22 protein-coding genes, 1 tRNA gene and 1 CRISPR repeat array are annotated in these 23,179 nt (G+C 42.7%); of the genes, 3 read left to right on the top strand and 20 right to left on the bottom strand.

Annotation, left to right across the window (positions count from 1 at the left end; translation table 11 throughout):
- Nucleotides 1-153 precede the first annotated feature (153 nt).
- The 10 genes from QXI54_06650 to QXI54_06605 are packed head-to-tail and all read right to left on the bottom strand — an operon-like array spanning nt 154 to nt 9,943.
- Nucleotides 154-867: a 4Fe-4S binding protein gene (locus QXI54_06650; protein MEM0302827.1), complete on the bottom strand. Its 714-nt coding sequence runs from the start codon at nt 865-867 to the stop codon at nt 154-156.
- The gene (nuoH, locus tag QXI54_06645) at nt 864-2,003 is read right to left on the bottom strand and encodes an NADH-quinone oxidoreductase subunit NuoH (GenBank protein ID MEM0302826.1); all 1,140 of its coding nucleotides are present in this window, start codon (nt 2,001-2,003) and stop codon (nt 864-866) included. Before nuoH ends, QXI54_06650 begins: the two co-directional genes overlap by 4 nt.
- Nucleotides 2,003-3,232: an NADH-quinone oxidoreductase subunit D gene (locus QXI54_06640; protein ID MEM0302825.1), complete on the bottom strand. Its 1,230-nt coding sequence runs from the start codon at nt 3,230-3,232 to the stop codon at nt 2,003-2,005. The genes nuoH and QXI54_06640 overlap by 1 nt, the downstream gene beginning before the upstream one ends.
- Before the next feature lies 1 nt (nt 3,233).
- Entirely contained in the window at nt 3,234-4,283 is a 1,050-nt protein-coding gene (gene nuoB, locus QXI54_06635; GenBank protein MEM0302824.1) for an NADH-quinone oxidoreductase subunit NuoB, read from the bottom strand.
- On the bottom strand, nt 4,276-4,647 hold the full coding sequence (gene ndhC, locus QXI54_06630; GenBank protein MEM0302823.1) for an NADH-quinone oxidoreductase subunit A: 372 nt from the start codon (nt 4,645-4,647) through the stop codon (nt 4,276-4,278). The genes nuoB and ndhC overlap by 8 nt, the downstream gene beginning before the upstream one ends.
- Complete coding sequence (locus tag QXI54_06625) at nt 4,644-5,858, bottom strand: proton-conducting transporter membrane subunit (protein ID MEM0302822.1); 1,215 nt, start codon at nt 5,856-5,858, stop codon at nt 4,644-4,646. The genes ndhC and QXI54_06625 overlap by 4 nt, the downstream gene beginning before the upstream one ends.
- Nucleotides 5,855-7,783, bottom strand: coding sequence for an NADH-quinone oxidoreductase subunit L (locus QXI54_06620; GenBank protein MEM0302821.1), 1,929 nt, complete (start codon nt 7,781-7,783; stop codon nt 5,855-5,857). Before QXI54_06620 ends, QXI54_06625 begins: the two co-directional genes overlap by 4 nt.
- Nucleotides 7,780-9,207, bottom strand: a complete 1,428-nt coding sequence (locus tag QXI54_06615) for a complex I subunit 5 family protein (protein MEM0302820.1) — start codon at nt 9,205-9,207, stop codon at nt 7,780-7,782. The genes QXI54_06620 and QXI54_06615 overlap by 4 nt, the downstream gene beginning before the upstream one ends.
- Complete coding sequence (locus QXI54_06610) at nt 9,204-9,497, bottom strand: F420H(2):quinone oxidoreductase (GenBank protein MEM0302819.1); 294 nt, start codon at nt 9,495-9,497, stop codon at nt 9,204-9,206. Before QXI54_06610 ends, QXI54_06615 begins: the two co-directional genes overlap by 4 nt.
- Nucleotides 9,494-9,943 carry a hypothetical protein gene (locus QXI54_06605; GenBank protein ID MEM0302818.1) on the bottom strand — a complete coding sequence of 150 codons (450 nt, stop codon included), beginning with the start codon at nt 9,941-9,943 and terminating at the stop codon, nt 9,494-9,496. The genes QXI54_06610 and QXI54_06605 overlap by 4 nt, the downstream gene beginning before the upstream one ends.
- A 185-nt stretch (nt 9,944-10,128) precedes the next feature.
- On the opposite strand from QXI54_06605, the gene QXI54_06600 reads away from it, so the two are divergent.
- Nucleotides 10,129-10,203, top strand: a tRNA-Met gene (locus QXI54_06600).
- A gap of 60 nt (nt 10,204-10,263) precedes the next feature.
- On the opposite strand, the gene QXI54_06595 is transcribed toward QXI54_06600, so the two are convergent.
- From QXI54_06595 to QXI54_06570, 6 genes are all read right to left on the bottom strand, one after another.
- Nucleotides 10,264-11,145: a CARDB domain-containing protein gene (locus tag QXI54_06595; protein MEM0302817.1), complete on the bottom strand. Its 882-nt coding sequence runs from the start codon at nt 11,143-11,145 to the stop codon at nt 10,264-10,266.
- Nucleotides 11,146-11,201: 56 nt separating this feature from the next.
- Nucleotides 11,202-12,236, bottom strand: coding sequence for an LLM class flavin-dependent oxidoreductase (locus QXI54_06590; GenBank protein MEM0302816.1), 1,035 nt, complete (start codon nt 12,234-12,236; stop codon nt 11,202-11,204).
- A gap of 86 nt (nt 12,237-12,322) precedes the next feature.
- A complete protein-coding gene (glmM, locus tag QXI54_06585; GenBank protein MEM0302815.1) occupies nt 12,323-13,639 on the bottom strand; it encodes a phosphoglucosamine mutase in 1,317 nt (438 codons plus the stop codon).
- Nucleotides 13,636-14,037, bottom strand: a complete 402-nt coding sequence (locus tag QXI54_06580; protein MEM0302814.1) for a DUF61 family protein — start codon at nt 14,035-14,037, stop codon at nt 13,636-13,638. The genes glmM and QXI54_06580 overlap by 4 nt, the downstream gene beginning before the upstream one ends.
- Nucleotides 14,034-14,786 carry an S-adenosyl-l-methionine hydroxide adenosyltransferase family protein gene (locus QXI54_06575; protein ID MEM0302813.1) on the bottom strand — a complete coding sequence of 251 codons (753 nt, stop codon included), beginning with the start codon at nt 14,784-14,786 and terminating at the stop codon, nt 14,034-14,036. Before QXI54_06575 ends, QXI54_06580 begins: the two co-directional genes overlap by 4 nt.
- Nucleotides 14,783-15,574, bottom strand: coding sequence for a DUF63 family protein (locus QXI54_06570; protein MEM0302812.1), 792 nt, complete (start codon nt 15,572-15,574; stop codon nt 14,783-14,785). Before QXI54_06570 ends, QXI54_06575 begins: the two co-directional genes overlap by 4 nt.
- A gap of 89 nt (nt 15,575-15,663) precedes the next feature.
- Here QXI54_06570 and QXI54_06565 point away from each other — a divergent pair, with 89 nt between their 5' ends.
- Nucleotides 15,664-16,596, top strand: a complete 933-nt coding sequence (locus tag QXI54_06565; GenBank protein ID MEM0302811.1) for a radical SAM protein — start codon at nt 15,664-15,666, stop codon at nt 16,594-16,596.
- On the opposite strand, the gene QXI54_06560 is transcribed toward QXI54_06565, so the two are convergent.
- The 3 genes from QXI54_06560 to QXI54_06550 are packed head-to-tail and all read right to left on the bottom strand — an operon-like array spanning nt 16,562 to nt 18,267.
- Nucleotides 16,562-17,263, bottom strand: a complete 702-nt coding sequence (locus QXI54_06560; GenBank protein MEM0302810.1) for a uroporphyrinogen-III synthase — start codon at nt 17,261-17,263, stop codon at nt 16,562-16,564. The two genes, QXI54_06565 and QXI54_06560, sit on opposite strands and share 35 nt — an antisense overlap.
- Nucleotides 17,235-18,011 carry a nitrilase-related carbon-nitrogen hydrolase gene (locus QXI54_06555; GenBank protein ID MEM0302809.1) on the bottom strand — a complete coding sequence of 259 codons (777 nt, stop codon included), beginning with the start codon at nt 18,009-18,011 and terminating at the stop codon, nt 17,235-17,237. Before QXI54_06555 ends, QXI54_06560 begins: the two co-directional genes overlap by 29 nt.
- Nucleotides 17,998-18,267, bottom strand: coding sequence for a helix-turn-helix domain-containing protein (locus QXI54_06550; GenBank protein ID MEM0302808.1), 270 nt, complete (start codon nt 18,265-18,267; stop codon nt 17,998-18,000). Before QXI54_06550 ends, QXI54_06555 begins: the two co-directional genes overlap by 14 nt.
- A 115-nt stretch (nt 18,268-18,382) precedes the next feature.
- Here QXI54_06550 and cobB point away from each other — a divergent pair, with 115 nt between their 5' ends.
- The gene (gene cobB, locus QXI54_06545) at nt 18,383-19,156 is read left to right on the top strand and encodes an NAD-dependent protein deacetylase (GenBank protein ID MEM0302807.1); all 774 of its coding nucleotides are present in this window, start codon (nt 18,383-18,385) and stop codon (nt 19,154-19,156) included.
- Nucleotides 19,157-19,589: 433 nt separating this feature from the next.
- Nucleotides 19,590-22,549: direct repeats of the CRISPR family, unit length 30 nt; unit sequence GTTGAAATCAGACCAAAATGGGATTGAAAG.
- A gap of 282 nt (nt 22,550-22,831) precedes the next feature.
- On the opposite strand, the gene QXI54_06540 is transcribed toward cobB, so the two are convergent.
- Nucleotides 22,832-23,134, bottom strand: a complete 303-nt coding sequence (locus QXI54_06540; protein MEM0302806.1) for a DUF1805 domain-containing protein — start codon at nt 23,132-23,134, stop codon at nt 22,832-22,834.
- Nucleotides 23,135-23,179: the final 45 nt, after the last annotated feature.

Raw genomic sequence — 23,179 nt, 5'->3', positions numbered from 1 at the left:
GCTTGTCTCCCGCTGTTATTCCCTTGACCGGGCAGATTGCCGAGCAGGCTGTGCAATGACTGCAGATCGCTGGCTTGATGACTTCTTCGAGCAGATTGCCGAAGAATTTCTTCTTGTGTTTTTTCTCGGGTAAAATTATTTGCCATTCCTGCATTAAGACACCTCTTTCAGCTCAAGCACCCGCATGGGACAATTTCTAACGCAGATCCCACAGCCAGTGCACTTCTTAGCGTCGATCTTAAGCTTGTTAGCCTTTCTGTCTACTGCGATCGCATCACTTGGGCAAAGTTCAACGCAGATCCTGCAACCAAGACAGCTCTCTGGATCGGTGCAAATTGAAACTTTCCTTTTAACTGGTGGCAAGAATGCTTCAACTACCAGCTCTTCGATTTCTGGCTTTCTAATCAATTTCCAGCCTTCATCATCGATTAGATACTCAACAGTAACTGTATCCTCTCGAAAGACTTCAGGAGCTTTCATCATTTGATCCGCTCTCAGCTTCATTTCATTCATTGTTGCAAAGGCTACATCATGGATCTTCGTTGATTTCAGTGCTCCACTCGGACAGCTTTCAACGCAGAAATGACAAAAAATGCACTTTGTGTAATCAATTCCCGGCCAAGCCTTTTCGTAGAAGGTCATTTGAATCGCATTCGCCGGGCAGATGTGAGCACATCTGAAACAGCTTATGCATTTCTCCTGATCAAATATAATTAGCCCCCTGAAATTAGTGGGATATTTTCTTCTTTCTCTTGGATACTCAACAGTCACTCTATCAGGCGTTATAGCCTGCCTGATTGCTTCCCGAATGACTTCGATGTGATTTCGAAGCATTTCAGCTTTGCCAGCCTTAAATTCTACCTTCATACCAACATCCCCACTCCCGCACCAATTAGCAAGGCAATTATCGAAAGAGCCAATATCCAGCTAAAACTAATTCGCAAAGCCTGATCAATCCTATAACGGGCATACATCGATCTAACCATAGCAATTATCGAGATCACAATGAGAGTTTTTATCACGAGCCATAGCGGGGCGTTGAGATCACCGAGCAAAGAGATGTATATCCCATTCCAGCCACCAAGGAATAAGATCACGAAAAGCAAAGCCATTACATAAAGCTTCTCGTAAGCCAAAACCATTACAAGCCCAAAAAGAATACCAGAATACTCCACAAATGGTCCAAAGGCGATCTCCTGATCTGCCTCAGGGATCTCAAACGGTAAACGGGAAGTTGCCATCAGCATCGCTATGAGAAACACCAGAAATGCCAAAGGATTAAGAATTGCCCCCGGAATCCACTGCTTCTCAACCGCCACATAGGGATCTCCACTGCCATAGAGAAAGACCATCGAGATGACTGCAATTATGAATGGGATTTCATAGGCAACATACATCAGAGCCTCTCTAACCGAGCCTATGAAGGCAAATCTGTTGTTTGAAGCCCAACCAATGGCGACTATCGTTATCGGAATCAGAGAGATAAAGGCTACTGTGAGCTGGATTGCGTATGGCGATTTTATTCCAACAACGTTGCCCGCAGGTATAAAGGCAATTGGAAGCAGAATCGGAATAAAGGCGAGAATTGGAAGTTGCACAAAATAAGGGCGATGAGCATCTCTGTGAATTATTGCCTCCTGGAACAGATATCTCACACCGTCCGCAAGAGCCTGAATTGCTCCCCTTAATGGGCGGTAAACTTCCAGAGGTCCAACTCTCCACTGAATCCTCGCGGTGAGTTTTCTCTCAAACCAAACGATGTAAAGAAGATAGATCATCAGAATCGTTAGCCCGGGCATAATTGCGATTGCGAACAACGGTCGCCAGAGGACTATTGCGAGAATTAAATCGACCAGATTGCTTAGGTATGGTATCGGAATTTGGGCTACGATTTTCATCAATATGCCTATGATCGGCTTTATTATCGGGATATCGAGCTGATTTGCTTTCAGAACGCTTAACAGGAATTTAACGAAGTCGAGCAATGTCTCCAGCATAGCCATCACCTATCCGCTTCGGGCGGGAAATAGCCAAAGCTCCCATAGATCGCCTGAAGGTCTGCAAGTCTCTCGCCTTTCAGCGACTCCATGAAGCCGCGAAGATAAAGCCATCCGGGAGTGACTATTCTAAGGCGATAGGGCACATTGCTTTCACCATCGCTCACGAGTGTGTAGATCACCGAGCCCCTTGCAGCTTCAGTTAGCGTTGTAAACTCACCGACTGGCAGAACGATGTCTGCAAGTCTGTCAAAAAACTCGCCCCTGATCTCAGGGCTGTCGCAGATCTGTTCACTTATAACTCTTCCCTGTGGAAGATCTGCGATGCACTGCCTTATAATTCTAAGGCTCTGGGCAACTTCGTTAACTCGAACAAGGAACCTTGAATAGCTATCCCCTTCGTCAGCCACGACGATTTCCCAGTCAACCTTGTCGTAAGCCTCGTAGGGCTCAACTTTTCTAACGTCATACTCAACCCCACTTGCCCTTAAAAATGGCCCAACAACGCCAAATTCAATTGCTTCTTGCTTGCTAAGCACCCCTACATCCTTAAGCCTCGCAATAACCGTAGGATTCCTTATGAAGATCCTTTCAAAGCTCTTTAGCCTTTTCTCTATTGCAAATGTTGCCGAGTAAAGCCAATCAAGCGTCGCCTTATCAACGTCTCGCCTAATACCGCCCGGAATGATAAAAGAGGAGGTAAATCTAACTCCAGTCATTCTAACAAGAGCCTCGCAGATCAGCTCTCTTATGCCAAATGGATACATGAAACCAGTTGTGTGCCCCAAGAATACCGCAAGAATCGCCGCATCGTATAAATGCGTTCCAATTCTGCATAGCTCAGCAAGGATCGTCCTGAGATACTTTGCCCTCTCTGGCACTTCAAGATCCAAAGCGGACTCAATCGCTCTAACGTAGCCAAGGTTTAGGTTTGCGGAATCCATTATTGCGGGTCTTTCAACGAGCGGGATGTTTTGAATATAAAGTCTGTTCTCCGCAAGCTTTTCCATTGATCTGTGCACGTATCCGGGATCTGGAATGACTTCCTGAATTATGTCTCCCTTAACTCTAACGATTAGCCTCATGTGCCCGCTTCCGGGATGCTGAGGGCCGACAAGGATCAGAAATTCGTCCTTCTTGTAAACTTCCTCAACGTATTCCTTGGGAATTGGAAGGAAAAGGGACTCCAGCTCTTTCGGTGGTTCAACAGGAACCTCGATCGGGATCTCTTTCATTTCAATCACCCACGTAAATTTCTTCCTGAAGCTTGAAATCTTTCCTTAGCGGGAATTCTGGAGTATCTGGAGCAAGAAGGAATTTGCCCTTCCATGGGTTTCCTTTGAATTCAACTCCAAAGAAATCGTGCATCTCTCTCTCCATGTAATCCGCACTGGGGAAAATGTCTGCCAAGCTACTAACCTTCGCATCTTTTCTGGGAATTTCTGTGAATAGATTTACGATCACGGGCATTAGATCTTTATTGCTGTAGCTCGAAATGTGGTATTCGACAATGAACTTATCCTTAGCGGGAACATCGATCACATTTACCGACTTAACGTGATCGAAGCCGAGCTTCTTCAATTCTATTGCGGTCTCTTTCAAATTGCTCTCGGAAACCTTTAATGCAATTCTATTCTTTGCGGTGATCACCACAGACTCCAATTTCAATGCTTTCAGCTTTTCGCACAATTCTTTTCCAAAAGCCCAGTCAACTTCTTTTGCTCTGTTGACGATGATCAAAGGATTTTCAGAGATCCTCTTAGGACTTTTTGGCAAAATCTTTGGGATCTTGCCCTTCTGAAGCTTTAGATCGTAAAAATCAATCGAGCTCTCAGCCTCGCCCGTTTCAAGCTTCTTTTGTAGCTGTCTTATTCCCCTTAACAAAGCCTCTGGAGTAGGCGGGCATCCGGGAATAAAGAATTCAACGGGAACAACTTCTGAAGGCTTCACGAGGTTGTAGCCGTTCCAGAAAATACCACCATTGAGCCCGCAGGCTCCCATGACAATCACAAACTTTGGATCCGGCATCTGCTCCCACGTTATTCTTAAAACTCTTGCCATCTTCCTTGTAATGGCTCCTTCAACAATTATAAGATTAGTTTGCCTTGCAATACCGTAATTTAAGGCTCCAATTCTTTCTCCATCGTAGCCAGATGCAAAGGCATGAGCAAGCTCTGCGCCACAGCATGCGGTGACAAGATGAACTGGCCACAGACTCCATTTCGTGCCCCATTTCTTCAACGGAGCGAGCTTTCCGCTATGGATGAATTTAGTAAAGTCATCCATTTCTACCACCTCTCTTTAGCCCAGCAACCTCAAGAGAGTAGTTGTAACCAGCGTAAAGAGCGGGAAGGAGCAGTGCAAGGGCAATGATCGTGAATGCATACACATCCAAGGATGCCACCGCAGAAAGAAGCAGAATTAAAACAAATATCGGCTCCAGAGCCAAGAACATTACGACGAACCCAAAATACTGCATCGGCAAAACCCACTTTGGATGCCCTATCGGGATGTTTCCCGCTTCAAATCTCTGGATCTTGACTTCTGTAAGTCTGTATTTCGGTAGAACCTTAACAAGTATAAGCACTGCGACGTCTGTTATAAGTGCAACCGCAACGATCAGAAGGATTACAAGAACGTTTTCGATCATTTCAACACCTCCTTAACAAGCTCTACAAACCAGACTGGTGGAATCAAAGTGATCAGCATAACAAAAGCGGTTACAGTTGCCACAGTGTTTGTGATCAACGACTTCGAGCTAACTTCTGTGAGCCTTACAAGTCTTAGATAGTATGGAATCGAGATCGCCGAATTCAGCACAAGCAAGATCGCAAGCCAGAGATAGTTAGAAAACACAAGAGCGTAGATTATGAAGAATTTGCTCCAGAAGCCCATTAAAGGTGGCAGGCCTATGAATGAGAAGCTCAGAAGGTAGTTTGAGAGACTCGAAGATCCTCCCTTAATTGCATTAAAGAAGCCAATTTTGCCAAATGCATTCACAAACAGCTGAAGCAATCCGCCGGCGATTGCATAGTAAACAAATTCTCTTGGTGCCATGATTGCTGAAAAGGCAGCAAGCACATAGCCCATGTTTGCTATCGTTGAGTAAGCCAGTATTCTTGCTGGATCCTTGGCTGTTAGGGCTCCAATGTTTCCGATGAACATTGAAATTGCTGAAACAACCGCAAGGATTAGCAGTGCAAGCGAAGTTAGCTCAGTTGCGGTCATTAGAAGGATCTTGTATGCGACGATGAATGGAACGAACTTTGCGAGCGATGCAATGATCGAGATCGAGATCGGATTCGCATTTGAAAAAACATCTGGAACCCATTCGTGAAATGGAGCTACCCCGACTTCCAAGGCTAAGCCAATGAGCAGGACAACAAAGCCGAGCAAGTAGATCGTTGAATTTTGCCAGCTATAGCCCAAGTAAAGCACCGCTGAGCCAATGATAAAGACTACAGTAGCAATGACCATGAATGCGATGTATTTAATGCCAGTATCAACGTTCAGCTTGCCCTCATCGAGCATTACGATCAAATAAGTAGGAACGGAAACAACCACGAATAGAACGAGCAGTTCCGCAATGTCAGAAGTGAAAAAGACATAAGCGGTGGCAATTGCCATGAATACGATCAAAGCATAATCCAGTCCAGCGATCTGGTTTTTCCTGATCGCAAGCATCGAGATTAAATTTAGGATTGCAACCGACAAAACCATCAGAATAAGCCCATCGGATTCCAAGAATAGAAATACAACAAGTATGCTAAGAGCTAATGACAATATGGAATTCTTATAGCTCAAAATGCCCGCAAAGGTCAGAATTACGAGAGCCTTAAGAATGTCGAGCTCGGTAATCATACGATCACCCCTAAGGCAACCGCTACTACAAGGAGAAGCAGGATTACCGCGACTGAGATCTTCAGATATCTCTCAACGCTACCGCTCTGCACTTTCCTTATGCTCTTAGAAGCAAAGTTAAACGAATCTGGAATCGCTTTATGGCAGAAGAAGTCTATTGCTCTATTTCCATAATCCACGAGTTTAGCAAGAGCCCAGCCAAGCTTGGGGACTAAGTAGTCATTCAAAAATGCCAAGTATAATCTGTCTCCAAGGGCTTTGCCAATTGGAGACTCAAGTCTGGGCTTAGCCAGTCCAATCAGGTAAGTGGTTAGCACAACCAAGCCAACGGTTAATGAAGAGGTCAAAAATCCCTCCTCGACAAATTCATGGAATTCGTGATCTATGAGGTAAATTGCAAGGAGCAAAATTAGCATTGAGCCCATTACGATGTAAGCAAAGCTCATCAGCCTTCCACCGCCATGTGCCTTGAGCTTGTAATCTCCTTTCAGGAAGTTAAGGCTCAGGAACTTTGCAAGGAATGCTGAGTAAATGGCTGAAGTCAAAACCAATAGCATTAGCGGAATTAAGCCGAATTCATGCTCCAAGCTATGCATAACTCCATCCATTGCGGATTTTACCCAGTAAGCGGTAAGTGGCGGGATTCCGCTAAGGCAAAGAGTTGCGATGATTGTTGCAAGAAATGCAAGCCTTAGATGTTTCGCAATATCCTTTCCGCCGACACAGAAGCGATCGTGAGTCTCATGGATTAAATGCCCCGCAACAAGGAATAAAGTAGCCTTTGCGAAGGCATGCGTGACGAGATACCAGAATGCAACCATCAATGCGAACTCACCAACCCATTTGCTCGCTGAAGCGGTTGCAAACATGAGCCCAAGGCTTGACATCGTCGAGGCTGCGAGCAAAACCTTCCTCTCAAGACAGCCAAGCGCAACTGAGGCACCATAAAAAGCTGAAACCAAGCCAAGGAAAAGAACAAGAACGTAGATGGACTCAACTCCAGCGTTATGGATGTTCCATGGCTCCATATACCAGCTCAGTCGCATGAAGATGTATGTTCCAGCTGCGACCATTGTAGCTGAATGAAGCAAAGCGCTAACAGTCGTAGGACCAGTCATTGCGGTCATCAGCCATTCACTGAACGGTAACTGTGCAGACTTCGTAAATGGACCGAGCAGGAAAGCGAAGAGTATTAAGAAGATTCCAAATGCCCCAACCTTTTCTGCAAGTTCATGCCAGTGGATTTCGCTTATGTTTAGGGTTCCAGCAAAGAAGAAAATTGCGGCGATTGCGAAGAACATCGGCATGTCTCCTATGCGAATCGTCGAGATTGCTCTCCATGCTCCAAGACTTGGAGACCAGAAGTAGTTAATTCCCGCTATTTTTCTGCCAACGTTTCCAACGAAGCTCATGTCATCGTCATCTCTAAACCAATGCCCTATAAGACCCCATGAAGCCAATCCAAGCCCTTCCCAGCCAATAAGGAGCATTAGCAAGTTATCGCTGTAAACAACGAGGAGCATCGAGGCTGTGAACAGGTTGAAGAAGAACCAATACCAGCCAAGACGGTAATCGTGCTTCATGTATTCCAAGCCATAAACGCCGATGAGGAATGCTATGAAAGCTGTGAGCACACCCATGATCTTGCTAAGGTAGTCAAAGATGAACACAAAGCTAATGTTGTAGCCAGGAAGCCAGTCAAATGGAATCTTAACCGCTCCTTCAAGTTTACCAAAGTTAAAAAGGATGTAGAGAGAACAGATTAAAGATATGAAAAGCCCAAAGACCGCAATAATGGGCAGATTTCTTGTCCACTCTCTTTTTGGTTCCATTAGCCATGCAAAGGCAACTGGCAAACTCGAAATGATTGGGGCAAGGAGCAGAGTTGCGATTAAGGTTGCTTCATTGAGCGGGAAATCTATCATGGCATAACACCCCCGAGGGCAAGCTTTATGCCGTCAAGAAGGGCGGGAGCCAAGGGCGGAAAGATAAAGGCTACGCTGAAGAAAGCAATCGCATACAAGGGCAGATCAAGTAGCCTGCTGAACTTTGGCTTCTCGTAGCTCATTGGTGTTCCGTAGTAGATTTCTTTCATCGTGTAGAAGCTGTATAGCCCAGAAATTATGAAAACAAGAACAACCAAAGAAATTATTTGCAAATTGAACCCATAGATTTGAGTTAGTCCGAGCAGTATAAAGAATTCAGCAAACATTCCAATCGTTATGATACCGCTCAGCGTCATGAAGCCAAGCAGTGCTGCGTTGGAAATCGTGGGAACAAACTCGTGCATCCCCTTCATTTTGTCGAGATTTCTAAGCCCGTGGAAAGTCGCTATGATTGCTCCAGCGGTCATGAAGAGGATTGCTTTGCCAAATGCGTGGCTCATATACTGGATTACGAGCCCAATGAGCCCGTAGGAGCCGAGACAGATTGCAATTAGCACATAGCCCATCTGCGAGACTGTGGAGTATGCAAGCAATCTCTTGTAATCCCTTTGCTTGAAGACGCTGAGTCCAGCGTAGATGCTCGAGATTATTGCGTAGAAGATTATAATGTCTCTAAACTGAACTATGAAGGAGCTGTCAATGAGATAAATTCTCAGAAGCACATAGCCCGCAAGTCCAACTGTCAGCGGGCTCAGCAAAGCGCTAACTGGGGTTGGAGCTTCTGCGTGAGCCCAAGGTAGCCAGATGTGAGGTCCAAGCCCCGGAAGCTTGACAACCATTCCAAGAAAGATAAGAAGCCATGGAATAAAGCCTATGACCTTCAACTCATTTAAAGCAAGGGTCTGATTTGCAAAAGCAACGATAAGGAAACCAGTTAAAGCCAAAACACCAGCGATGTGTGTCCATACAAAGTAAAGAATTCCGACCCATTGCCTGTTGCCGTAGCCGTATAAGTAAATGAGCATGAACGAAGCGAGTAAGGAAATTTCAAGGAAGATGTATAGCAAAAGCAAGTTCCCGCTGTAAACGAGCCATAACATTGAGACTGCATATAGATTGTATAGGAACCAGTATTTTCTGAACTCTCCTTCTTTTGCTCCCATCTCTTCAAATCTATGCTTCATGTAGGGCAAAGAGTAAAGGGCAACCATTGCTGAAACCAATGAAATCGTAAAGCCAAATGCGTGGCTTATTGGATCATATAGCAAGTAGAAGTCCCCAATTGGTGCTGGCAGATTCATTAGTAGCTCTTCTCCTCTATGTGCAGTCAATAGCAGATACAAAGAAACAAATGCTGGAATCAGGAAAGAGATCGTTGACAAAGCGGTTGCTATTCTTGCTCTGAAGATCGGAAGTATGAATGTGATCAGAAGGGGAAAAAGAAGAATTAGCAGAAAATTCATTCAACATCACCTCCAGTCGAGATTTTCTCGATCTCGATGCCCTTCTTAAGCTTGTCAAGGATTATGATTGCAGAGATCAGAATTAAGAGCTCCGCACCGCTCGTAAAGATGGCAACAACGAGAATTGCAAAAGCGGTGTCTGGAATTGAGGCAAACAATGGCAGAATTGCCAAGAATACTCCCGCAAACATAAGCTCGAGGCTTATTAGCAATCTAACCGCATCTCTGGAAGATATTGCCATTAGATAAGCCACAAAAATGACAACCAGTGCAATTGCGAGCTCGATCATCTTCCTACCTCCTTAAGGATTTTTATCGTTGATAGCATTATTAATATCATCATGCAGACAAGGAAAAGAACCGCAATGAAGTAATCGCCAAGAAAAGTTATTCCATTCTCCAAAACTTCAAAACGAAACTCTAAAGGCAATCGCAAAATTATAAGCGCAACAACAATAGCGATCGCTAAGGCGGGCAACATGCTAAGCTTTCTGGAACTCTTAGCCCTGTAGGTTGCTGCAACCGCAATCGTTACAACGCCGACAGCACCAACGAAGACAAGAGTAATTAGAACAACCGAAGGCTGAAGATTGTAGAATGCATAGATCCCAGCGATGAAAAGCATTGTTAAAGACATGTATAAGGCAGAGTAGAAGTTATCCCTTGTTAATAGCGAAGCGATTGCGGACAGCAAGGCGAGTGCCCCAAGTATTGGAACAATGAAATATAAATCCATGATTGCGATAAACTCATATCTATTGATAAGCTTTACTGTGACTAAGAACTTACAGCCTTCTTAAAGCTTTCTTAAACTTCTATTTTATTGTTAAACGCTAACCAAGATCAACGCTTTAAAGCATGATCCAGATCTTAATTCATAGAAAGAAAAATTTGAAATACCGCAAGAAGACAAAAACTTGAAGCGGGGTAGGGTAGTCAGGTAATCCCGGCGGGCTCATAACCCGCAGATCCGTGGTTCAAATCCACGCCCCGCTATCTGCAGTGCTTTCCGCCCTATCCCGTTATTTATTTTTTATAAAAATTTTTGAGCTGAATTTAACGCTTTCTGAACAATAGTGCAATTCCGATTAATGCAATAAGTGAAAGCAGAAGCTCAAAGCCTGGGCTTCTTGCACCTGAAGGTGTCAAAGAGCTGCCCTTAACAAAAATCTTGGCTCCGTAGATCGTGTTGTTCGTCTCGTTGTATTCCTCGACCTGATTCATTGAATCCGCAACGATTTTTACGCGATACAAACCTCTCGGAACCTTGTCTGAGATTACTTTTTCACAACTGAGGCTCTTCACTTCTTCAGCAAGGATCTGATCAACCTTTATGCGATCGAGCTCGTATAGTTTTCCGTCCTCGCCTTCAAGATACACCGCAACTTCATGGGTTCCAGCTTTTACGGGGCTGTAGTTCTTTATTTTGAAGTCAACGTAAACTTTTTCACCCCAGAAAACCTCGGAAGGGTGAGCTTCAACAAATTCGGGAATCAAATCCGGAGCTGAAACGCCATATTTCCATGTAACTTGCACTCGAACTGTTTTTTTGAAGGGGTCTCTGTTCTCAATAACAACGTAATAGTTTCCACTTTTTTCAGGAATAAAGACCTTCGAATACGTCTTTTCAGCTCTTGCAGAGAAAATTGGACCCGCAGTTCTACCTTCTCTGTAAAGGTTGAAGTTTTCCTCGTCGAAAATGTAAATGTTTACGTATTTGCCATTTATTTCAGTCACATCAACAGAAACCCTGTTCTGGGTTTTCCCAGTTAAGCTTATGTAAAAGCTAACATAGGCGTAGTTCTCCATCGGGACATTCAAAGTCTCGTTTAAGAGCTCTTTTTCGAAAGTGTCGTAAATTGTCAGCGCACCAAAAGCAATCGGAAGCAAGAAAATCAGGGAAGCGAACAACAGCCATTCTGATCTTAATCGCTTCATAGGATTAATTAAAAATATGACGGATATAAATATTTGATATAAATATTTCGACAGGGTTAATCCTCTCTGAAAGCGGGTATTATCTTCTCAGCATAGATTTTCATCACAAGCTTTGGATCTGGTCCGACGTTTATGACCATCAAATGCTTAACGCCCGCCTTTCTGAATTCTTCTATCTTAGAAATGCACTCCTCTGGATTTCCGACTATGAAGAAATCCGCCAGAATTTCGTCGCTTACTCTTGAAGCGTATTCGATGAACTTCGAGAGCGAATCGTCTGTAAGCATCAATCTCTCAAAATAAAATCTCTTCGAGAAATCCTTCGGAACATCGAGAGTATAGCCGGCTTGCTCAACCTTTTCGAGGGCTGAAATGACTATGCCCGCAAAACGTCTTGCCCTTTCCATCGCCTGACTACTGTCGTAATCGATCGCGGTGTAGATCTGCAATGCAGTGTCGATCTCATCGAGATTTCGCCCAGCTTTCTCAGCCCCTCTTTTCACGTCTTGAAGATTCTCTTTGTATGTCTTTGGAGTTTCGACTATTGGCATCCAGCCATCGCAGAGCATCCCAGTGAGTTCTCTCGTTTTTTTACCGTTTGCACCAACGTAAATCGGAATCTTTTGCACAGGTTTGATCTGGAGAAACGCATTTTCAAGTTTGAATGCCTTTCCAGAATAAGAAAAGGTCTCACCTTCCCAGAGCTTCTTTGTGATCTCTATACCCTCTTTAAGCATGTTGAACCTATCCCATTTTATCCCGAAAGGTAGAATGTTCATCGCTTCTCCAGCTCCAACGCCCAAAAAAGTCCTTCCTGGAGCCAGATGGTCAAGCGTTGCGAAGAACTGTGCGAGAATTGATGGATGATATCTAACGAAGTCCGTAACGCCAGTTCCAAGCTTTATTTTCTGAGTTTTCATTGCAACTGCGGATAGGATTGCCAAAGCATTCGGAGTTAACCCTGGAGGAACCATAAGGGTGTGGTCTGGGATCACGAGTGAATAGAACCCCATTTCGTCGCTCTGAATTGCTATCTTCATCGCCCTGTCAAGTGGTGGCATTGGAGGGGACAAAAGATTCCCGAACCTCATGTTTCAAAGCAGTGATGCGAAATTTATAAACTTTTATCAAGTTATTTTCGAGTCAAAAATTAGCCGAATTAATAAAATTCAAAAAATCAACTGAGAATCTGCTTTAAAATCTTCATGCCCTCGCTGTAAAGCTCTTCAGCCCTTTCCTTGGTTTTGCCTTCAGCATAAATCCTTGCAATTGGCTCTGTGCCCGAGGGACGAATCAGAATCCAGCCGTCTTCAAAATCGATCCTTGCACCATCGACATGATTGGCATCTGGGAATCTACTTCGAAGCTCAGAAAGAACTTTTTCCTTATTCCTGCACTCAACCTTGCCTTTAAGCATGTAATAACGTGGAATCTCTGCAATTAGCTCACTTAGCTTTTTTCCAGTCTCGTCCATAAGCTCGAGGATTTTTGCAACGCTCATACCCCCATCTCTTGCAAGCAGATGCTCTGGAAAGATCAGTCCGCCATTTCCTTCGCCACCAAAGATAGCTTTCTTTTCAATCATGACCTTTGCAACAACTGGCGAACCTACAGCAGTATAAACCACTTCTCCTCCAGCAGATTTTACCGCATCTTCAACGCAACGAGAAGATGAAACTGGAGTTACCACAATGCCTCCACCATGCTTCTCGACGTAGTGCTTTGCCATCAACGCAAGCATCGCATCTTCTGAAACGAACTCTCCCTTCTCATTCACAAAAACCGCCCTGTCTGCGTCGCCATCGTGAGCAACACCCAAATCCGCTCCAAAATCAACAACCGCCCTCTTAAGAAGTCCGAGTTCTTTTTCAACTGGTTCAGGGTTTCTTGCAGGAAATCTACCGTCTGGGTTGCAGTTTATACCATAAACCTCGCAACCAAGCCTTTTCAGGATTTCAGGAGTTGTAAAGCAACCAGCACCATTGCCACAATCGACTGCAACGCGGTATTTTTTGTCAATCGCAACGCTTTCAACGATTGCGTTAACGTATGGCTCAATGCAATTGTCGTGTAAAAGGCTACCAACCTCATTCCATTTCGCAATCCTAAAGCTTTTGCTCATGTAAACTCTTTCGCTTTGCTCATCCATTTCTCTAAAGAATTCTGCTCCATTTTCCTGAACAAACTTTATCCCGTTGTATTCTCTCGGATTATGGCTTGCAGTAACAACAACTCCTGCAATCTTCTTTAATTTTGCGTAAAACTGAAGTGCTGGAGTTGGAGCGATTCCGAGATCAACTGCGACGCTACCTGCAGACATTATTCCTGCAAGAACCGCAGATTTCAGCATGAAGCTTGAAAGCCTTGTGTCGCAAGCAACCGCTATTTTTCCGGGCTTTAAAGTCGCTATCACTCTGCCCAAATCTAAAGCCATTTCCGCTGTGAGCTCTTCATTCGCAATTCCACGAACACCATTTGTGCCGAAAAGACTCATAATTCCACCCTAAACATAACCTGTGTTGCGGTTCTAAGCTTTCTTCTTATTGCGGGAAGCTCGTAAAGGTAAAGCATCAGGTTATCATTAACCATGCGGTCATAACCAAAGGCTTTTTTTATAAAATCTATGTGAAGCTTGTCTCTTACGAAAATTACCCTTTCGCCACCGATTTCGCACATCTCCAAGATTATCGGGATCCTGAATTTTTTCCTTTCAAGCTCGTCAACGTGCTGTGCTATGAACTCGAGTTCTTTCTTCTCGATGTAGTATTCATTTCCATCCTTTGCAAGAATCGTCGGATCCTTCTCATTTAGCATTTCTTCAAGATTTCTCGTCACTGCAGGCATGTGTTTGTTAACCGATTCAATCATTTTTGCAAGAATTTTTTCGTTCATCTCAGCACCTCCATCTCGACAAAGCCTGAGCTGATTCCAAGCAACTTCGAAGCACTGCCATTTCTAACGCTAAGCTCAAGAGTTCCAAAGCTACCGATCAAAGCCAAGGGTTCACCTTCAGCCACATCAGAGTAAGTCTTCACTATCGGAAATTCTATGCCATGAAGATTAAAACCTTTTGCACCCATCAAGGCATTTGCGGGAACATTTGTGATCAGATTTCCAAATCTATCGACATAAACAACCCTTGCCTTTAGATTTTTTCCTTCTAAAGCGTAGTCAAAAAGATTTAAAGGTTGCATGGCATCTATTTCTCTGAAGTAGCTGAAATCTTGTTTCAAAAGCATCGCCACCGCTGGAGCGAAGACGTCTCTTCCATGAAAAGTCGTGGATAACTCTCCAACGAGCTCTGAGATCTTGTTATCGATCTCATAGATCTTTAGAATCCCATCTTCGCTTGCAGAAGGATAGGCTATGCCGTTGTCAGGAGCAACGAAGAAGTGGTGCTTGGTTTTAACAACAATGGCTTTTCTATTGCTTCCAACACCTGGATCCACGATCGCAACATGAATCGCATTTCTGAAGAATCGATAGGAGTGGTAGAGCAAGAATGCACCCTGAAAAACGTTCTGAGGTTCAATAGAGTGGGCTATATCGACTATTTTTGCTTCTGGAGCCAAGCTTAATATTACTCCCTTCATTACTCCAGGATAAAAATCGCCGAAGTCTGTAAGCAGAGTAACTATCATACCGCGAAGGTTATTCTCAAGGCATTTCTCAAAGCTGGACCAAGCCCCAGAACGAGCAGAGCGAATTTTAAGAAGTTCTTAAGACTTTCTTTTTCCTCAGATGCATCTATAAGGTAAAGAACGAGTCCTATGACTGCGAACTTGGCTATAGGTAAAGCTATAGGCCCGAAGTTTTCAACGATGAGTTCTGGAAGCACGTGGATCTCAACGTAGCCATGATACTGAACCCCCAAAAACGTTCCAAAGCTATCGAGCATATGTGCAAACATCACAGAAAAGCTGAGCAAATTCTTTGTTTTAAGCGGAATTTGATAAAAAGCGGTGGCAACGATAAAGGCTCCGATGATTGCATAGGGCAAAATAAGAGGATTTTCGATTTTTAGATTTAAAAACAAAAGAGCAAGCGTTGGAATCGCAAAAGCGAGCCCAACCAAACTATAGGCAAGGTAATATCTATCACCAAAAAATCTCCTTGATGCTAAAAGGGTTGGAAATGCTATGAAAAAGATTAGAAAGAATATGAATGGAGACATGAAAACGTATGAAACTGGGGGTTTCAAAAATCCCGCATCTTCCACAACTCTTGAAGACGAACCAAGTATTACGTATGGGATGTTTGCAAAAATAAACTTTCTGTCGATCTCAAACCTTTTTTCGATGAATCTGTAAAGCAGAAAAACTGCAATTACGAGTATAATCGCCCATGTAAGCGTGTTAACGATGTTGTATCCCTCCTTGTAAACGATCGAGTCAATGTAATACTCTTTTATGAATCCCCAAAGATCCATGTCAAAAGTTTTTTGGCAGTATATTAATTTTCTTCAGCGAAAAACTGCAGAATTTTCGAAATCTTTAAAACTATGCGGAGACTAAGTTTATGGAATGCAAGTTCTGCGGAAAAAATGCTCCTTCTAAATTCCTTGGTGTTTGCGTTGATTGTGCAAGGTCTGAGAAATCATTAAGCCTGCTGGATAAAATTCATCCCAAGAAAGGAGCATTCGTAAAAACCTGTAAGCTCTGTGCAAACGAATGCAAAGAGCTCGCTCTATGCGGAAAACCCCTTTATGGCAATCTGATCTACTACGAGGATCCCTTGCCTACGAACTGCTGTAACTCTTGGTTCTGCAGCGGTAGCAAGCTCTCCGGGACGAATATGGCTGTTTTTTATTACGGTTGCAACTTTGACTGCGTTTTTTGCCAGAACTGGAGCCACAAGAACGTGAATCGGAATTTCGTAAGTCTTGAAGAGCTTTTGCAAGCGGTTCAGCAAAAAAGAGTGAAATGCATCTGCCACTTCGGCGGATCTCCAGAACCTCAGCTTCCTTTTGCATTGAAATTCAGCAGAAAAGCTTTAGAGCTTAGAGAAGACATCATGATCTGCTGGGAATGGAATGGAGCGGGAAATTCCGCTTTGGCTTTAAAGAGTGCAGAGATTAGCAGTAAGTCTAAAGGAACCGTGAAGTTCGATCTAAAAGCGTGGAGTGAGCCATTGCATTTGCTTCTAACTGGAAGAAGTCCTGAAAGAGTTAGAAAAAACTTTGAACTCATTGGTGAACGATTTCCCGAAGTTTTATCAGCCACAACTTTGCTGGTGCCATACTACGTTGATGAATCCGAGATCAACGGTATTGCAAGCTTTATAGCCTCTATCAGCGAGAAAATTCCATATAGCCTCCTCGTTTTCCATCCGGATTATAAGCTAACAGATCTTCCAGTTACACCAAGAGAACAGGTGATGAAATGCTATAAAACTGCAAAAAAGCATCTCAGGAACGTTAACATCGGGAATTTGCACCTTTTAGGGCTTTAATGAGCTTCTTTATTCCCTCAAATGTAAACTCATCTGGAATTATTGCCGAGAGACCTCTTTTTTCAAGAAACTCTGCGGTTGGTGTTCCAATAGCAATAAGAACAATTTTACGGAGTTTTTTGATGCACTCTTCGTCGCAATTATCAAGAAAGCTTTCCGCAATCATTCTGCTTGAGAACACAATTGCATCATAAAATCCAGATTTGACTTTTTCTATCTCCTTTTTTTGCTCCTCCCCCTTTAGCTTGACAATTCTGTAAGCAAATACTTCGCTGTAGTCTGCAAATTCAGAAATTCTTCGCAAAACATCGCTTCCCTGATCGCTACGAATCGCTACAACCCTTTTGCCCTTTAGAAGCTCTTTGAATTCCTCAACGATGGCACCCGACTCGAATCTCTTTGGCACAAGAACTTCATAGCCCGCATTTTTTAGAATCTCTGCGGTCTTTTTTCCGATTGCAATGACTTTTTCAAGCTTTATTCCCCTTTTGGCTATTTCTCTCGCAGAATTCTGGCTCGTAACTATTGCAAAGTCATGCGGGGGCACCTGAAAGTTCTCATACCGCAATGCGACAAATGGGCATCCGTAAGCTTCGATTCCCGCTTTTCTGAACATTTCGACAGTCTCGCTGAGAAGCTCAGCGGGACGAAGGATCAAGACTCTCATAGTCCTTTAAAAAAGGAAGCTTTTCCCGCGTTTTCTGAACATCCGACAGATCTATGTCCGCCATCAGGACTTCCTGATAGATCCCCGCTTCCAAAAGCACTTTTCCTTCAGGATCGACAAGCATTGAGTTGCCCCCGTAGTCGAGATCCCCTTCAACGCAGTTAACACCCGCAACGAATAGCTGGTTTTCTATCGCTCTTGCCCTCAGCAATGTCTTCCAGTGCTCAATTCTCTGCTTTGGAAACTCCGCAGGCACAGCGATGATCTCAGCTCCTTTCTTCATCAATTTCCTTGCAAGTTCTGGAAATCTTATTTCGTAGCAGATCAAAACACCAATTCTACCTATGGGAGTTTCAAAGACCTCGAGCCTATTTCCGGACTTGAAAAATTCCTTTTCCCTGTTGAGCGGAAAGAGAAGATTTTTTCTGTGAATGCCCAAGATCTCTCCCCGGTTTATAATGACTGCTGAATCGTATAAGGCGTCGCTTTTCTCAGCGACTCCCACAACGATTACCAGATCCCTTTCTTTTGAAAGTTTCAGGATCATTTCCAGCTCTTTTTCGAGCTTTTCAACCGACAAGAGGCAGTTTTCATAAAGTCCAGTGTTAAAAAGTTCCGGAAGGATAACCAAATTCGCTTTAACTTGCAGTGCTCTCTTAATCAGGCTCAAACCTTTCATAAGATTCGCTTCTCTGTCAGGAGCTATTTTCTGCTGGGCTAAGGCAATTCGAAGCTTAGATGTGCTCAACTACTCTCCCCTCCTGTGTCAAAACGAGCTTTCCGTCAACTCTCTTTATGCAGAATCCCTGAAGGAGAACCTGAAGGTGATAATTGAGTTCCGAGCTTGATAAATTGAGTTCTCTTGCTATCTGTTCTTCGCTTAGACCCTTTAGAATCAGCTTTAATATTTCCTTCCTTATCGGATGATTTACCGCACGATGATAGCGTTCGTGATACTCCTTGCTCTTTTCAATGCTCTTTGAATACTCCTCCCAGCTCGACACCTTGAGAATTTTGCAAACCAAATTATTAAGTTTTCGTTTCCCAGCCCTCTCTTTATAGCATTCCAAAACCCGCAGTGAACAGCAAAGTTTTTTAATTTCCAATTAAACGAATTTTATGCCTAATGGTATTGATGATAAAATAAAACTCTCAGCGGAAATTTTGGCAAAATCGAAGAATGCGGTAGTTTTTACTGGAGCGGGAATATCTGCGGAGAGCGGTATTCCAACTTTCCGTGGTGAAGATGGGTTATGGAGAAAGTATGACCCAGAAGAAGTTGCTTCAATTCAGGGATTTAGAAGAAATCCAAGAGCTTTCTGGGAATTCTCGATGGAGCTCATGAAAAATACTTCCGCTGAACCAAATCCCGCCCATTATGCAATCGCAGAACTTGAAAAAATGGGAATTGTTAAGGCAGTAATAACTCAAAATATTGACATGCTCCATCAGAGAGCGGGAAGCAAAAAGGTTTACGAGCTACATGGAAGCATAGAGAAATTAAAATGCCTTGACTGTCGCAAAGAATATAGCTGGGAGGATTTTTCGGATTTGCTTCAGAATAGCGATATACCGAAGTGCAAACACTGCGGAAGTTATTACGTAAAGCCAAAAGTTGTTCTTTTTGGCGAACCCCTGCCATCGACAGTGCTATATCAGGCAATCGAGGAGTCGAGGAGAGCTGATGCCTTTCTGGTTGTAGGCTCAAGCCTTGTCGTTTATCCTGCGGCGGAGCTTCCATACATAGCGAAGAGCAATGGGGCAAAGATGATACTAATAAATGCAGAATCAACTGTTGCAGACCACATATTTGACGTCGTATTCTATGGAAAGGCTGGTGAGATACTGCCAAAGATCGTGGAGGAAGTAAAAAGGATAAAAAGTCGTATTTAGATATTTATCAACTCTTAAACGAGAGTTTTACTGTTCTTTTGAATTACAAAGTCCTTCAATTATTTAAATTAATCCCTGAGCAAATTCCTTAAAACTCAGCAAAAAACCTTTTAAAAGCCTTAAATCAAAATCGAAGCCCAAATAGCAAGTCGCACGCGATAAAATTTCGCTTTATTATTACAAAGATTTATTTTTTATACTTCCTCCTTTTGCCAATCTGAGCTCTACTATTTTTATTCTTAAGCTCTACCCTGATGAAATTTATTTGATTTTTAAAAAAGCTTTTTAAAAGTGATTAAATTCAAAAAGAATGCGAAGAAAAAAGTCGCACACCTTTATAAATGAGTTGCAACTTTGGAGGTTTGCGAGAGTATATAAATAAAAGAAGGCATTAGAAAGCTTTAAATTGAGAAAGAAGTAAAAATTCATGAGGGTTGAAATCAGACCAAAATGGGATTGAAAGCAAAGAAGCTACTTAAGAAAGACTTTTGACGAGCAAAGTTGAAATCAGACCAAAATGGGATTGAAAGCCACTCACACTTACAATAGCATCCTCCAAATAATTAGGTTGAAATCAGACCAAAATGGGATTGAAAGACTCTCCACGATCTGATAAACTTCACGAAATTTTTGAGTTGAAATCAGACCAAAATGGGATTGAAAGTTTTTAAAAGCATTAAAGGTAAGAAGCACAGCCACTTGTTGAAATCAGACCAAAATGGGATTGAAAGGTTGTTTGCGGAGTTTGCGGAGAGTTTAATGAGCCACGTTGAAATCAGACCAAAATGGGATTGAAAGTAGACCAATAAGGCGGTTTGTAAGCTATGTAGGCAGAATCTTGTTGAAATCAGACCAAAATGGGATTGAAAGATTTCACTATGCTTTGGTATTATAACGAAGAAGGGGAGTTGAAATCAGACCAAAATGGGATTGAAAGAAAAGAGACATGAGTTTGCTTGCCCAACATATTCCTCGTTGAAAGTTGAAATCAGACCAAAATGGGATTGAAAGCCAGTTTTGCCAATCTTCTGCCCGTTGAGATATATTTGTTGAAATCAGACCAAAATGGGATTGAAAGAAATAAACTCGGCGACCAAGTTGTATTTGGCAACTGGAAGGGTTGAAATCAGACCAAAATGGGATTGAAAGGTAGACCAATAAGGCGGTTTGTAAGCTATGTAGGCAGGTTGAAATCAGACCAAAATGGGATTGAAAGGCAAAGTATTCATAGCCTTCAATGTCTCCAAACTCGTGTTGAAATCAGACCAAAATGGGATTGAAAGGTCTGCGGACAAGATGGCTTTCTAAGGGCTTATGAGAGGTTGAAATCAGACCAAAATGGGATTGAAAGTCCACCAACATTATTTTTGCTTTTCCTGTTACTGTAAGTTGAAATCAGACCAAAATGGGATTGAAAGTTTATCTCAACTTCCATAAAGCTAATTTAAAATAAGAGTTGAAATCAGACCAAAATGGGATTGAAAGGGAATCTTGACCTCGAAGCTATCCTTTATCAGCTTCTGTTGAAATCAGACCAAAATGGGATTGAAAGCCACGTAAAATAAAAGATCGGGTGGACTTCTATCCAGGTTGAAATCAGACCAAAATGGGATTGAAAGGGATTTTGTTTCTGTAGAGGATGAGCTTGCCAATTCTCGTTGAAATCAGACCAAAATGGGATTGAAAGATATAAATACGAGATTCCTATTCACAAATGTCCCTCTTTGTTGAAATCAGACCAAAATGGGATTGAAAGTCCACAGTATATCTTCCTTCGCCCCAAGCGTTATATGTTGAAATCAGACCAAAATGGGATTGAAAGACAGTCACAACTTGCCCTCGAGGATATGCAACTTTTAGGTTGAAATCAGACCAAAATGGGATTGAAAGTCATAAACCTCGCCACTGTCCAAAATTGCGATGTATTCGAAGTTGAAATCAGACCAAAATGGGATTGAAAGATTCTACCCCTTTTTTGGGGTAGGGAGAACTGCACAAAAGTTGAAATCAGACCAAAATGGGATTGAAAGTAATTCAGGACAAAGTAAGACGCTGGCAGTAACATTCGTTGAAATCAGACCAAAATGGGATTGAAAGTGCTTTAACGTATGTTGTTAACCACAAGATATCGCCAGTTGAAATCAGACCAAAATGGGATTGAAAGGTCTTCAAAGCCTGTGGCGTGTAAAGCAGGGAATAGTGTTGAAATCAGACCAAAATGGGATTGAAAGGCAATCGCCCCGCTCAGCTCACCGGGCGTCAAATTGGTTGAAATCAGACCAAAATGGGATTGAAAGACACCAGCTGCATGTGGACATGCCATGCTAGTACCACTAGCTTCTCGTTGAAAGTTGAAATCAGACCAAAATGGGATTGAAAGCTTTCAATTGAAGTTGCGGATTACTTCTATTCAGCAGTTTCATGTTGAAATCAGACCAAAATGGGATTGAAAGCTATAAGCAAACATACTGCACCAACCAAGATATCTCGTTGAAATCAGACCAAAATGGGATTGAAAGGCGGAAGGTTTTGCTCCTTCTCAGCTCAACCCTTATCCCAAGTTGAAATCAGACCAAAATGGGATTGAAAGCTTTAAAAAAGGCCCTGGAGGCACCTTGCAGGTTGGTTGAAATCAGACCAAAATGGGATTGAAAGAACGAAACAAAACAATACCTGCTCCCACCAGTGTTTAGTTGAAATCAGACCAAAATGGGATTGAAAGGAAGAGATAATAGCTCTTGTAGAACAAACGATTAAACAGTTGAAATCAGACCAAAATGGGATTGAAAGCCGCCAATGCTACCGATGGGAGTCCCTGCCAAAGCCGTTGAAATCAGACCAAAATGGGATTGAAAGATTGCAATTTCAGGGGGGGCTGCTAAATTCTCTATACCGTTGAAATCAGACCAAAATGGGATTGAAAGCTTCGTAAAGTTAGATTTTTCGTTTGCAAGATATTCGGTTGAAATCAGACCAAAATGGGATTGAAAGTGTATTGTGTGACTTCGTGTTCGAAACTGCTTTTACAGTTGAAATCAGACCAAAATGGGATTGAAAGTTACTCTAACATAATGACCATCGTTAAGCACAATTTGTTGAAATCAGACCAAAATGGGATTGAAAGGAAAATCCGAAAAACTGGTTCGATTACGTATACGAGCCAGTTGAAATCAGACCAAAATGGGATTGAAAGCTTTTTTTTCTTCTTCTGCACCAGTCATAAAAAAAGGTTGAAATCAGACCAAAATGGGATTGAAAGCTGTGTAGGATAAAAAAAGCTAACCAGGACGAATGCCTGTTGAAATCAGACCAAAATGGGATTGAAAGGTATTTTTTGTTGCTCTCAAAGCTCATTGCAAAGATGTTGAAATCAGACCAAAATGGGATTGAAAGACAGTAGATTCTCGTTTTGAAGGCCTTGGAGTTTTATCTTTCATTCAGAATACTCCTAAGTTGCCAACTATGTGTATGAAAAACCACTCTCTATCACGGTAAATCTCCGCTTCACAACCGATAAGTTCGGAAAATTCCACTGGCAAACGCAAGTAAGGTATTCAAAGCCTTTGCAACAAATTTAAAGTTTTGAGTGTTGCAAAGTCAAATCTGAGCTATAAAAGGACGCTTGTTTAGTAGATATTCGACCAGCTGTCACCTCTTAGCAAATATTTTTATTAATCAAACTTCAATCTTTTCCAAAAGCTCGCGAACTCTCATGCCTTTTCTTGCTCCAAGCTTTTCAGCTTTTGAAGTCAATTCCGAGATCTCTGCATTTAGCATGTCCTCGAAGCTTCTAACGCCTCTAACAACACAGGCGCAATTTCCGAGCTTTTCCATCGCTTCAACGCTTATGTATCCGCAACCAATCACGATTTCTCCGCAGATGATCAAAAGCAACGGGGCTTTTGGCAGATCGACTTTTAATCCGAGAACTCTCTTTCCTTTAATCTCTAATAGTTCCACAGTGATCAATAAAATCACCCATTTTGGTATCTGGGTTGAGCTTTGTTAATTTTTCTGTCAGAA

The sequence above is a fragment of the Archaeoglobaceae archaeon genome, from assembly GCA_038734275.1.
GTDB lineage: Archaea > Halobacteriota > Archaeoglobi > Archaeoglobales > Archaeoglobaceae > WYZ-LMO2.
The sequence above is the reverse complement of the archived record's forward strand: the minus strand, read 5'-3'. Positions and strand labels throughout refer to the sequence as shown.

Excerpts from the sequence above, each read along its gene's own strand:
- QXI54_06650 (MEM0302827.1), bottom strand. The coding sequence starts at position 867 with ATGAAGGTAGAATTTAAGGCTGGCAAAGCTGAAATGCTTCGAAATCAC.
- nuoH (MEM0302826.1), bottom strand. The coding sequence starts at position 2,003 with ATGGCTATGCTGGAGACATTGCTCGACTTCGTTAAATTCCTGTTAAGC.
- QXI54_06640 (MEM0302825.1), bottom strand. The coding sequence starts at position 3,232 with ATGAAAGAGATCCCGATCGAGGTTCCTGTTGAACCACCGAAAGAGCTG.
- nuoB (MEM0302824.1), bottom strand. The coding sequence starts at position 4,283 with ATGGATGACTTTACTAAATTCATCCATAGCGGAAAGCTCGCTCCGTTG.
- ndhC (MEM0302823.1), bottom strand. The coding sequence starts at position 4,647 with ATGATCGAAAACGTTCTTGTAATCCTTCTGATCGTTGCGGTTGCACTT.
- QXI54_06625 (MEM0302822.1), bottom strand. The coding sequence starts at position 5,858 with ATGATTACCGAGCTCGACATTCTTAAGGCTCTCGTAATTCTGACCTTT.
- QXI54_06620 (MEM0302821.1), bottom strand. The coding sequence starts at position 7,783 with ATGATAGATTTCCCGCTCAATGAAGCAACCTTAATCGCAACTCTGCTC.
- QXI54_06615 (MEM0302820.1), bottom strand. The coding sequence starts at position 9,207 with ATGAATTTTCTGCTAATTCTTCTTTTTCCCCTTCTGATCACATTCATA.
- QXI54_06610 (MEM0302819.1), bottom strand. The coding sequence starts at position 9,497 with ATGATCGAGCTCGCAATTGCACTGGTTGTCATTTTTGTGGCTTATCTA.
- QXI54_06605 (MEM0302818.1), bottom strand. The coding sequence starts at position 9,943 with ATGGATTTATATTTCATTGTTCCAATACTTGGGGCACTCGCCTTGCTG.
- QXI54_06595 (MEM0302817.1), bottom strand. The coding sequence starts at position 11,145 with ATGAAGCGATTAAGATCAGAATGGCTGTTGTTCGCTTCCCTGATTTTC.
- QXI54_06590 (MEM0302816.1), bottom strand. The coding sequence starts at position 12,236 with ATGAGGTTCGGGAATCTTTTGTCCCCTCCAATGCCACCACTTGACAGG.
- glmM (MEM0302815.1), bottom strand. The coding sequence starts at position 13,639 with ATGAGTCTTTTCGGCACAAATGGTGTTCGTGGAATTGCGAATGAAGAG.
- QXI54_06580 (MEM0302814.1), bottom strand. The coding sequence starts at position 14,037 with ATGAACGAAAAAATTCTTGCAAAAATGATTGAATCGGTTAACAAACAC.
- QXI54_06575 (MEM0302813.1), bottom strand. The coding sequence starts at position 14,786 with ATGATAGTTACTCTGCTTACAGACTTCGGCGATTTTTATCCTGGAGTA.
- QXI54_06570 (MEM0302812.1), bottom strand. The coding sequence starts at position 15,574 with ATGGATCTTTGGGGATTCATAAAAGAGTATTACATTGACTCGATCGTT.
- QXI54_06565 (MEM0302811.1), top strand. The coding sequence starts at position 15,664 with ATGGAATGCAAGTTCTGCGGAAAAAATGCTCCTTCTAAATTCCTTGGT.
- QXI54_06560 (MEM0302810.1), bottom strand. The coding sequence starts at position 17,263 with ATGAGAGTCTTGATCCTTCGTCCCGCTGAGCTTCTCAGCGAGACTGTC.
- cobB (MEM0302807.1), top strand. The coding sequence starts at position 18,383 with ATGCCTAATGGTATTGATGATAAAATAAAACTCTCAGCGGAAATTTTG.